The sequence below is a fragment of the Limnohabitans sp. genome, from assembly GCF_046052825.1.
Lineage (GTDB): Bacteria > Pseudomonadota > Gammaproteobacteria > Burkholderiales > Burkholderiaceae_C > Limnohabitans.
On sequence record NZ_JAVLFP010000015.1, the window covers coordinates 1 to 10281 of the forward strand.

At 59.7% G+C, this 10281-nt stretch carries 8 protein-coding genes and 1 other RNA gene; 4 read left to right on the forward strand and 5 right to left on the reverse strand.

Annotation, left to right across the window (positions count from 1 at the left end):
• From ACKWJN_RS02165 to gyrA, 5 genes are all read right to left on the reverse strand, one after another.
• Positions 1-1983, reverse strand: a 1983-nt coding sequence (locus tag ACKWJN_RS02165; protein ID WP_408594094.1) for a bifunctional 3-phosphoshikimate 1-carboxyvinyltransferase/cytidylate kinase, incomplete at its 3' end; no start/stop codon positions are given.
• A gap of 24 nt (positions 1984-2007) precedes the next feature.
• Positions 2008-2913: a prephenate dehydrogenase gene (locus tag ACKWJN_RS02170; protein ID WP_408594096.1), complete on the reverse strand. Its 906-nt coding sequence runs from the start codon at positions 2911-2913 to the stop codon at positions 2008-2010.
• Complete coding sequence (pheA, locus tag ACKWJN_RS02175) at positions 2910-4010, reverse strand: prephenate dehydratase (protein ID WP_408594098.1); 1101 nt, start codon at positions 4008-4010, stop codon at positions 2910-2912. Before pheA ends, ACKWJN_RS02170 begins: the two co-directional genes overlap by 4 nt.
• Before the next feature lie 14 nt (positions 4011-4024).
• Positions 4025-5134, reverse strand: coding sequence for a 3-phosphoserine/phosphohydroxythreonine transaminase (gene serC, locus ACKWJN_RS02180; protein WP_408594100.1), 1110 nt, complete (start codon positions 5132-5134; stop codon positions 4025-4027).
• Positions 5135-5144: 10 nt separating this feature from the next.
• A complete protein-coding gene (gene gyrA, locus ACKWJN_RS02185) occupies positions 5145-7823 on the reverse strand; it encodes a DNA gyrase subunit A (RefSeq protein ID WP_408594102.1) in 2679 nt (892 codons plus the stop codon).
• A 225-nt stretch (positions 7824-8048) separates the two neighbouring features.
• Between gyrA and ompA the strand changes: the two genes are divergently transcribed.
• The 4 genes from ompA to ssrA form a co-directional block, all read left to right on the forward strand.
• Complete coding sequence (gene ompA, locus ACKWJN_RS02190) at positions 8049-8687, forward strand: outer membrane protein OmpA (protein WP_408594104.1); 639 nt, start codon at positions 8049-8051, stop codon at positions 8685-8687.
• A gap of 66 nt (positions 8688-8753) precedes the next feature.
• Positions 8754-9476, forward strand: coding sequence for a bifunctional 2-polyprenyl-6-hydroxyphenol methylase/3-demethylubiquinol 3-O-methyltransferase UbiG (gene ubiG, locus ACKWJN_RS02195; RefSeq protein WP_408594105.1), 723 nt, complete (start codon positions 8754-8756; stop codon positions 9474-9476).
• The gene (locus tag ACKWJN_RS02200; protein ID WP_408594107.1) at positions 9476-10141 is read left to right on the forward strand and encodes an HAD-IA family hydrolase; all 666 of its coding nucleotides are present in this window, start codon (positions 9476-9478) and stop codon (positions 10139-10141) included. Before ubiG ends, ACKWJN_RS02200 begins: the two co-directional genes overlap by 1 nt.
• A 12-nt stretch (positions 10142-10153) precedes the next feature.
• Positions 10154-10281, forward strand: a transfer-messenger RNA (tmRNA) gene (gene ssrA / locus ACKWJN_RS02205); the annotation flags it as partial.

Genomic DNA, 10281 nt, shown 5'->3' on the forward strand with positions numbered 1-10281 from the left:
CACCTGATCCACCGAAGCCTCGATGGACAACGCGGAGTTGTCGAGTTGCAAAGCATCTTGTGCTGGTTTCAAGGGCGCCACGCTGCGCGATGAATCGCGGGCGTCACGGGCCTCCAAATCGGCACGAAGAATGTCGAGTGTAGTCGAAAAACCCTTTGAAATCAATTGCTTATGACGGCGCGCGGCACGCTGTGCGGCGCTGGCGGTCAAAAACACCTTCAACGGGGCTTGCGGAAAGATCACCGTGCCCATGTCACGACCGTCGGCCAGCAGTCCAGGCAGGCGCTGAAAGCTGTGTTGCAGGGCCACCAAGGCAGTGCGCACGGCAGGCAACACCGACACCTTGGAGGCATTCATGCCCGCCTCTTCGGTGCGAATGGCGTCGCTCACGTCCTGGCTGCCCAGCCACACGGTGTCGCCTTCAAAGCGCACGGGCAGGCTGCGGGCCAAGTCGGCAATGGCCGGCTCATGGGCCTTGTCGAGTGCCAAGCCTGCTTGCAGCGCGGCGTAGGCGGTGACGCGGTAGAGGGCGCCCGAGTCGAGGTAGTGGTAGCCCAAGGCCTGCGCCACGCGGCTGGCCAGCGTGCCTTTGCCGGAGGCGGTGGGGCCGTCAATGCAAATGACAGGAATGTGCGTGGTGTCGGCGTGTGCCACCGAGAACAGGGTTTCAAAGTAATCGGGAAAAGTTTTGGCGACGCATTTGGGGTCTTCGATGCGCACGGGCAGTTGCTTGGCATTGAAGGCGGCGAGCGAGAAGCACATGGCCACGCGGTGGTCGTCGTAGGTGTGGATGCTGGCGCGCTGCCAGTGCCTCTGCGCCGATGCATTGATGTCGTGGCCGTTTGGCAGCGGGTGGATGCGCAGCCAGTCGTCGCCTTCTTCCACCGTGGCGCCGAGTTTGCGGCATTCGGTGGCCATGGCGGCAATGCGGTCGGTTTCTTTGACGCGCCAGCTGGCAATGTTGCGCAGGGTGGTGGGGCTGTCGGCGAAGAGCGCCATGACGGCCAGGGTCATGGCGGCATCGGGAATGTGGTTGCAGTCGAGTTCAATGCCGTGCAGTGGCCAGGCCCCACGTTGCACCTGCAGCCAGTTGGGGCCGCTGGTGATGTGCGCGCCCATCTGGGTTGCCGCGTCGATGAAGCGGATGTCGCCCTGAATCGAGTCGGCCCCCACGCCCTGGATGCGAATGCCTTCCCCGCTGGCGATGGCGCCGAGTGCGATGAAGTAGCTGGCCGACGAGGCATCGGCCTCGACGTGGATGCTGCCCGGCGACTGGTAGTGGCTGCCCGCAGGGATGGTGAAGCGCTGCCAGCCCTCGCGTTGAACGGCGATGCCGTAGCGTGCCAACAAGTTGAGCGTGATGTCGATGTAGGGCTTGCTGATCAGCTCGCCCACCACCTCGATCACGATGTCTTGCGTTTTGGCAGCCAAGGGCAGGGCCATCAACAAAGCCGTCAAAAACTGGCTGGACACATCGCCACGCACTTGGATGGGCGCATCCAATTGAAGTGTGGGTTGGCCAATGTGCAGCGGAGGAAAACCTTCTTGACCCAGGTAGTCGATCTGGCAACCGAGCAAGCGCAGCGCATCAACCAGGTCGCCAATGGGGCGCTCGTGCATGCGCGCCACGCCAGAGAGCGAAAAGTCGCCTCCCAGCACGGCCAAGGCGGCGGTGAGGGGGCGCATGGCGGTGCCTGCATTGCCCATGAAGAGCGCAATGGGTTTGTGGTGTGCCAGTTGACCACCCAAGCCGGTGATGGTGACGGTGCTGCCTTGCACGTCGACGCCGCATTGGAGTTGCCGCAGGGCGTCGAGCATGACGCGGGTGTCGTCCGAGTCGAGCAGGTCGTGGACCACGGTGGTGCCTTGGCACAGGGCCGAGAGCAACAGCACGCGGTTGGAGATGCTTTTGGAGCCCGGCAAGGTCACGGTGCCAGAGGCACCTTGCAAGGGCGGCAAGTCGAGAAAGGCCGTGGAGAACATGGCGAAAAAGGTGAGACCTGCGGCTTAGTCGTCAGAGGTCGTGTTGCACGAAGTGTGGGCTTGCAGTTGCCAGCAAGCGCGCACGTCGCTGGCTTGTTGGATGAGGTGTTGCAAGACGTGTGTGTCGCCGCTTGTCAGTGCGGTCTCGAACTGGTCGAGCGCGGTGCGAAAGTGCGCCATTTGTTGCAGTACTTCAGCGCTGTTGGCATTCAAGATGTCGCGCCACACGGCAGCGTCGCTGGCCGCGATGCGTGAGAAGTCGCGAAAGCCTGGGCCTGCCATGTCCAAAAATGCTGCCCCTTTCGGCTGCGAGGTGAGGGCGTTGACCGCGGCAAAGGCCAGCAGGTGCGGCAGGTGGCTGACGGCGGCAAAGGTGGCGTCGTGGGCCTCAGGCGTCATGGTGCTGACGTGGCTGCCAATGGCAGCCCAGACATCGTGTGCAGCTTGCAGCCGCGCAATGCCCGTTTTAGGCAGTGGGGTGAGGATGGTGCGGCGGTTTTGGTACAGAGCCGCCTCGGCATGTTCAATGCCCGCCACCTCTTTGCCTGCAATGGGGTGGGCGGGGACAAAGCAGGCCAGGCGCTCGCCCAAGCTGGCTTGCGCGGCAGCGATCACATCGCATTTGGTGGAGCCCACGTCCATCAGCAAGGCGTTGGGCTGTAACACCTCTCGCATGGCCTCAAAGCTTGCCTGCATGGCGCCGACGGGCACGGCCAGCAGCACCAGATCGGCACCTTGCACAGCTTGGGCCACGCTGGTGCAGGCTTGGTCGATGACCTTGAGCGCGACCGCACGCTGACGGGTGGTATCGGATGCACTGAAGCCTGCGATGGTCTGGACCATACCTGCTTCACGCAAGGCCAGCGCGAACGAGCCCCCCATCAAGCCGCAGCCGATGAGTGCCAGGCGTTGAAATGTCGGCGAACTCATTCGCTGACGGGGTAAGAGCCCAAAACTTTGTAGAAGGCGCACAGGCCTTGCAACTCTTGCAAGGCAGCTGCCACATGGGGCTGAGAGACATGGCCCTGGATGTCGATGTAGAAGTAGTACTCCCACTGGCCCGATTTGGCCGGGCGCGACTCAAAGCGCGTCATGGACACGCCGTTGTTTTTGAGTGGCACCAACAGGTCGTGCACGGCACCTGGACGGTTGGGCACCGACACCACCAAGCTGGTGCAGTCTTTGCCTGAGGCCGGAGGCGTGGCCAAGGTTTGCGGCAGGGTGATGATGGCAAAGCGGGTGCGGTTGTAGGCCTCGTCTTGGATGGCGTGGTGCACGATGTGCAAGGCAAACTGGCTGGCCGCGCGCTCACTGGCCAACCCTGCCCAGGCAGGGTGGGTGGCAGCCAGCCGTGCGCCTTCTGCATTGCTGGAGACCGCACGTCGTTCGGCGTTGGGCAGGTGTTGGCTCAACCAGACTTGGCACTGGGCCAAGGCTTGGGGGTGGGCCATCACCACCTCGATGCCGTCGAGCGAGTTGGTTTGACGCAACAGGTTGTGGCGCACCAAGAGGCTGACCTCGCCCACCACATGCACGGGGGAACGCAAAAACAAATCGAGCGATCTGGCCACCACGCCTTCGGTGGAGTTTTCCATGCCGACCACGCCGTATTGGGCGGTGCCCGCAGCCGTGGCATGGAACACCTCGTCAAAGTTGGCGCAGTAAATCAGGTTGGCGGCGCTGCCAAAGAACTCGATTGCGGCTTGTTCGCAGAAGGTGCCTTGTGGGCCCAACACGGCCACGCGTTGCGGCGCTTCAAGCGCCAGGCAGGCGGACATGATTTCACGCCAGATGGCCGCAACGTGGGGGTTCTTGAGGGGGCCAGGGTTGGCTTGGGTGATTTTGTCGATCACTTGGGCCACGCGGTCAGGGCGAAAGAACGGGGAACCTTCGGCGCGTTTGATTTCACCCACTTGTTCGGCCACATGGGCGCGTTGGTTGAGCAGGCTCAGCAGTTGTTTGTCCAGCGCGTCGATTTGCACGCGCAGCTCGCCCAAGGCGTCAGACTGAATAGGTGTTTGGCTCATGTGCTCAAAAGGCGTCACGCCTGTGTTTGTTCAAACGCACGCAGGTAGTCCACCAAGGCTTGGACGCCTTCGATGGACATGGCGTTGTAAATGCTGGCGCGCATGCCGCCCACCGACTTGTGGCCTTTGAGTTGCAGCAGTCCAGCCGCTTTGGCACCTGCCAAAAAAGCGTCGTTGCGCGTGGCGTCGGCCAAGAAGAAGGGCACGTTCATGCGTGAGCGGCAGTCAGCAGCCACGTGGTTGCTGTAAAAGCTGGAGCTGTCCAAATAGTTGTACAGCAGCTCGGCTTTGGCGATGTTGCGTTGCTCCATCGCAGCGACACCGCCTTGGCGCTTGAGCCATTGGAAGGTCAAGCCCGCGATGTAGATGCTGTAGGTGGGCGGGGTGTTGTACATCGAGCCGTTGTCGGCCACGGTGGTGTAGTTGAACGCGCTAGGACACACCTGGAGTGCATGGCCCAGCAAGTCTTCCCGTACCACCACCAGGGTCACGCCTGCGGGGCCAATGTTCTTTTGCGCGCCGCCAAAAGCCAAGCCCACTTTGGACCAGTCCACCGAGCGCGACAGCACGTGGGACGAGAAGTCAATCACCAAGGGTGCGTTGGAGCCCAAGGCCTTCAAGTCGGGCAAGCTGTGGAACTCCACCCCGTGGATGGTTTCGTTGGTGCACACATGGACGTAACGCGCGGCGTCACTGAGTTTCCAATGGGCTGGGTCGGGCAGGGTGGTGAAGTGACTGTCGGCACCCGATGCAGCCAGGTGGGGCGTGCAGTACTTGGCCGCTTCTTTGAACGACTTTTCGCTCCAACTGCCTGTGACCACCACATCGATGGGTTCACCGCGTGACAAGTTGAGGGGCACGATGGCATTTTCAGCAATGCCGCCGCCTTGCATGAACAGCACTTTGAAATGTGCGGGAATGGCCAGCAGCTCGCGCAGGTCGGCTTCGGCTTGCTCGTAGATGGCGATGAATTCTTTCCCGCGATGGCTCATTTCCATCACGCCCATGCCCGAGGGACGGCCCTGCGCATCGTGCCAGTCGGTCATTTCCGTGGCGGCTTGTTGCAGCACCTCCAGCGGCATGGCCGCTGGGCCAGCAGAAAAGTTGTAGGGGCGCGTGCTCATGCCAAGTGCCTCACGCTTCGCTGGGAGCGTCGCCGTCACCTGCTTGAGCGTCTTCAGCGCCTTCGCTGTCGTGTGCGTTGGCATCGTTTTCGACGATGCGTTGCAAGCCGCTGAGCTTGGCGCCTGCGTCCAGGCCAATCAAGGTCACGCCTTGGGTGGCACGCCCGAGTTCACGGATTTCAGACACGCGGGTACGCACCAGCACGCCGGTGTCGGTGATGAGCATGATCTCGTCGTCGGCCTGTACCAGGGTGGCGGCCACGACTTTGCCGTTGCGTTCGGATTGCTGGATGGCAATCATGCCTTTGGTGCCGCGCCCATGGCGGGTGTATTCGGTGATGCTGGTGCGTTTGCCATAGCCGTTTTCGGTGGCAGTCAGCACGCTGGCGCGCACGGCGTCGGCAGGGGCGTTGGGGTCTTCTTGTTCAGACACCAGCATGGCGATCACGCTTTGGCCGTCTTCGATCATCATGCCGCGCACACCGCGCGCACTGCGACCCAAGGGACGCACATCGTTTTCGTCAAAACGAACGGCTTTGCCGCCGTCACTGAACAGCATGACGTCGTGTTTGCCATCGGTCAGGGCAGCACCCACCAAGAAGTCGCCGTCGTCCAAGTTGACGGCGATGATGCCGCCTTTGCGCGGGTTGTTGAACTCGTCGAGCGAGGTCTTTTTGACGGTGCCCATGGAGGTGGCCATGAACACAAATTGGTCTTCAGGGAAGGTGCGAGCCTCGCCTGTGAGGGCCAAGACGACGTTGATTTTTTCGCCTTCTTGCAATGGAAACATGTTGACGATCGGCCTGCCGCGTGAGCCACGTGAGCCTGCGGGCACTTCCCAGACTTTGAGCCAGTACAAGCGGCCACGGTTGGAGAAGCACAAGATGTAGTCGTGTGTGTTGGCAATGAAGAGTTGGTCGATCCAGTCGTCTTCTTTGGTGGCGGTGGCTTGCTTGCCTCGACCGCCGCGCTTTTGGGCGCGGTATTCGCTCAAGGGCTGGCTCTTGATGTAGCCGCTGTGGCTGAGCGTGACCACCATGTCGGTGGGTGTGATCAAGTCTTCGGTGCCCAGGTCTTGGGCGTTGTGCTCGATCACGCTGCGGCGTGCGCCGAGTTTGGTTTGACCGAACTCTTGTTTCACCACATTCAGCTCGTCGCCGATGATGGTGGACACACGCTCTGGCTTGGCCAAGATGTCGAGCAAGTCGTCGATCTCGGCCATCACGTCTTTGTATTCGTTGACGATCTTGTCTTGTTCCAAGCCGGTCAAACGTTGCAGGCGCATCTGCAAAATTTCTTGCGCTTGGGTGTCGCTCAGGCGGTACAAGCCGTCTTGGCTCATGCCGAATTCTTTTTCCAAGCCGTCTGGACGGTAATCGTCGGCGTTGATCACGCCGCCGTCAGCCCGGCTGCGGGTGAGCATTTCGCGCACCAGCTTGCTGTCCCACGCGCGTGTCATCAGCTCGGCCTTGGCCACCGGTGGGGTGGGGGCGTTGCGGATGATGGCAATGAACTCGTCGATGTTGGCCAAGGCCACGGCCAAACCTTCCAGCACATGGCCGCGTTCGCGGGCTTTGCGCAGGGTGAAGATGGTGCGGCGTGTCACCACCTCGCGGCGGTGTTGCAAGAAGACGCTGATCAGGTCTTTCAGGTTGCACAACTTGGGCTGACCGTCGATCAGGGCCACCATGTTGATGCCAAAGGTGTCTTGGAGCTGGGTTTGTTTGTACAGGTTGTTGAGCACCACCTCAGGCACAGCGCCGCGCTTGAGCTCGATCACCAAACGCATGCCCGATTTGTCGGACTCGTCTTGGATGTGGCTGATGTCTTCGATTTTCTTTTCGTGCACCAACTCGGCCATGCGTTCTTGCAAGGTCTTTTTGTTCACTTGGTAGGGCAGCTCGTCGACGATGATCGATTGGCGTTGGCCACGGTCAATGTCTTCAAAGTGGCACTTGGCGCGCATGACCACGCGGCCACGACCGGTGCGGTAGCCATCTCTGACGCCACTCATGCCGTAGATGATGCCGGCGGTGGGGAAGTCAGGCGCGGGGATGATTTCCATCAACTCGTCGATGCTGGCTTCCGGATGACGCAACATGTGCAGACACGCGTCAACCACTTCGTTCAAGTTGTGCGGGGGAATGTTGGTGGCCATGCCCACGGCGATGCCCGAGGAGCCATTGACCAGCAGGTTGGGAATGCGGCTGGGTAATACCAAAGGTTCTTTTTCAGAGCCGTCGTAGTTGGGGCCGAAATCCACGGTTTCTTTGTCGATGTCAGCCAACATTTCGTGGGCGATCTTGGACAAACGGATTTCCGTGTAACGCATGGCCGCTGCGTTGTCGCCGTCGACCGAGCCGAAGTTGCCCTGGCCGTCCACCAACATGTGTCGCAATGAAAAGTCTTGCGCCATGCGCACGATGGTGTCGTAAACCGCACTGTCACCGTGTGGGTGGTATTTACCAATGACATCACCGACGATACGGGCTGACTTTTTGTAAGGACGGTTCCAGTCGTTGTTGAGCTCATGCATCGCAAACAACACGCGGCGGTGCACCGGCTTCAAGCCGTCCCGCGCGTCCGGGAGTGCGCGACCGACGATCACGCTCATGGCGTAGTCGAGGTAACTTCGGCGCATCTCCTCTTCTAGGCTGATGGGCAATGTTTCTTTGGCAAACTGAGTCATGAAAGCGGCCGTAAAGCGGGAAACCTGACATTTTAGGCTGATAACCACGAGTGGCCAGTTGTGGCTCACTGGCAACAGACGCACCCAAGCGACAAGCATCTCTTCTCAAAATTGAGGGGGCACAAATGAGATATGGCACAATATTTACAGCGTTACGGTGTTTGCACCTTGAATGCATGGAATCGCAGCAAGGTCTGCGGCTTATAAATCCCTCAGAGGTGAATCATGAAAAACTTGAAGAACTTGGCAGCTTTTGTTGCTACCGTCGCATTGGCAACTGCCGCTGTTGCTCAAAACGTTGACAACTGGCGCAACTCGTCAGGCGATGTTTGGACCAACTCCACCGGCCTGTGCTGGCGCGATGCCAACTGGACACCCGCCACTGCTGCCAAAGGTTGTGACGGTGCCATCGTTGCCGCTCCTGCACCAGCTGTCGTCGCTCCAAAGGCTGAAGCTCCTGCACCTGCGCCTGCTGCTGCTGCCGCTCCAGCACCTCAAGCACCTGCAGCTTCCAAAGTGACTTATGCCGCTGACGCCTTCTTTGACTTCGACAAGTCCGTGCTCAAGCCCGCTGGCAAAGCCAAGTTGGATGACTTGGTTGGCAAAGTCAAAGGCATCAATTTGGAAGTGATCATTGCTGTGGGCCACACCGACTCTGTGGGTAGCGATGCCTACAACCAAAAACTGTCAGTGCGTCGTGCTGAATCTGTGAAGGCTTACTTGGTGTCCAAAGGCATCGAGAAAAACCGCATCTACACCGAAGGCAAAGGCGAGAAGCAGCCCGTGGCTGACAACAAGACCAAAGAAGGTCGCGCTAAAAACCGTCGCGTTGAGATCGAAGTTGTTGGCACCCGTGCCAACTGATCTTTCCTAGATCTTCAAGAACCCCGCTGCGGCGGGGTTTTTTATTGGATCAACGACAATTCAGCCATGCACACCATTTCCACTCCACACGCCAACTTTGACCCGGCCGAGTTGGCCAAGTTTTCCGATTTGGCCCACCACTGGTGGGACCCTGAGAGTGAGTTTCGCCCGCTCCACCAAATCAACCCCTTGCGCTTGGCGTGGATCGATGAACTAGCCTCTTTGCAAGGCAAACACGTGCTCGACGTGGGCTGCGGTGGCGGCATCTTGAGCGACGCCATGGCGCGCTCGGGCGCGCAAGTGTTGGGGATTGATTTGGCCACCAAGTCACTCAAAGTTGCCCAGTTGCATGCCTTGGAAGCTCAAACGCCCCGCGTGAGCTACCGCGAAGTCAGCGTCGAGGCCCTGGCTGCAGAGCAGCCTGCCAGCTTTGATGTGGTCACCTGCATGGAAATGCTGGAGCATGTGCCTGACCCTGCTTCGATCGTGCGGGCATGTTCTCAATTGGTCAAGCCCGGGGGCTGGGTCTTTTTCTCGACCTTGAACCGCAACCCCAAGTCTTTTTTATTTGCCATCGTGGGCGCCGAGTACGTGTTGAACATGCTGCCACGTGGGACCCATGAGTACGCAAAGTTCATCCGCCCCAGTGAGTTGGCCAGTGCGTGCCGAAGTGCCGATCTGGAATGGCTCCATACCCGTGGCATGGAATACAACCCCTTGACCCGACGCTACTGGTTGAGCGCAGACACCAGCGTGAATTACCTGGTGGCAACCCAGAGGACGGCCTGATGCTGAGCGACATTCGTGCCGTGCTGTTTGACTTGGATGGCACCCTGATTGACAGCGCCCCCGACCTTGGGGACGCTGCCGACAAAATGCGTACCGATCGAGGCATGTCCTCGTTGCCCGAAGGCTTGTACCGCCCGATGGCGGGGGCCGGTGCGCGCGGCATGCTCAAGGTGGCATTCGATATCACGCCAGAGCACCCCACTTACGAAGCGTTTCGCGAAGAGTTTTTTGTGAACTATGAGCGTGCGATGACAGTGCGCACCTACATCTTTGATGGCGTGACAGATGTCATTGACGCCTTGCGCCAGCGTGACATGCCATGGGGCGTTGTGACCAACAAAATGGCGCGCTTCACAGACCCTCTAACGCAGGCCATGCCTTTGTTTTCATCGGCTTCTGCCATTGTGAGCGGGGACACCACGGCACATGCCAAACCGCATCCTGCACCGATGTTCGAAGCCGCGAGGCGTTTGGGCTTGCCGCCAGAAGTGTGTCTGTATGTTGGCGATGACGAGCGCGACATTGTGGCCGGACGCGCAGCAGGCATGCGCACTGTGGCGGCGAGCTATGGGTATTTGGGCGAAAAATCAAATATTGCCAGCTGGGGTGCAGATTTACACATTGATTCGCCTTTGCATCTCTTGCAATGGCTGACAAAGGCCTAAAATAGTCCACTTGGGGCTGCACTGGTTTCGACATCGGTTCGGACGCGTGGCAGGGCATGTCGAGGTTCTGTTACCTCGTAAAACAGCAGAAAAAAAACTAACTGCAAACGACGAACGTTTCGCACTCGCCGCTTAATCCG

What these genes read in the sequence shown, in the direction of transcription:
- serC (WP_408594100.1), bottom strand. Translation starts at nt 5,134, where the DNA reads ATGAGCACGCGCCCCTACAACTTTTCTGCTGGCCCAGCGGCCATGCCG.
- ompA (WP_408594104.1), top strand. Translation starts at nt 8,049, where the DNA reads ATGAAAAACTTGAAGAACTTGGCAGCTTTTGTTGCTACCGTCGCATTG.
- ubiG (WP_408594105.1), top strand. Translation starts at nt 8,754, where the DNA reads ATGCACACCATTTCCACTCCACACGCCAACTTTGACCCGGCCGAGTTG.
- ACKWJN_RS02200 (WP_408594107.1), top strand. Translation starts at nt 9,476, where the DNA reads ATGCTGAGCGACATTCGTGCCGTGCTGTTTGACTTGGATGGCACCCTG.
- gyrA (WP_408594102.1), bottom strand. Translation starts at nt 7,823, where the DNA reads ATGACTCAGTTTGCCAAAGAAACATTGCCCATCAGCCTAGAAGAGGAG.
- ACKWJN_RS02170 (WP_408594096.1), bottom strand. Translation starts at nt 2,913, where the DNA reads ATGAGTTCGCCGACATTTCAACGCCTGGCACTCATCGGCTGCGGCTTG.
- pheA (WP_408594098.1), bottom strand. Translation starts at nt 4,010, where the DNA reads ATGAGCCAAACACCTATTCAGTCTGACGCCTTGGGCGAGCTGCGCGTG.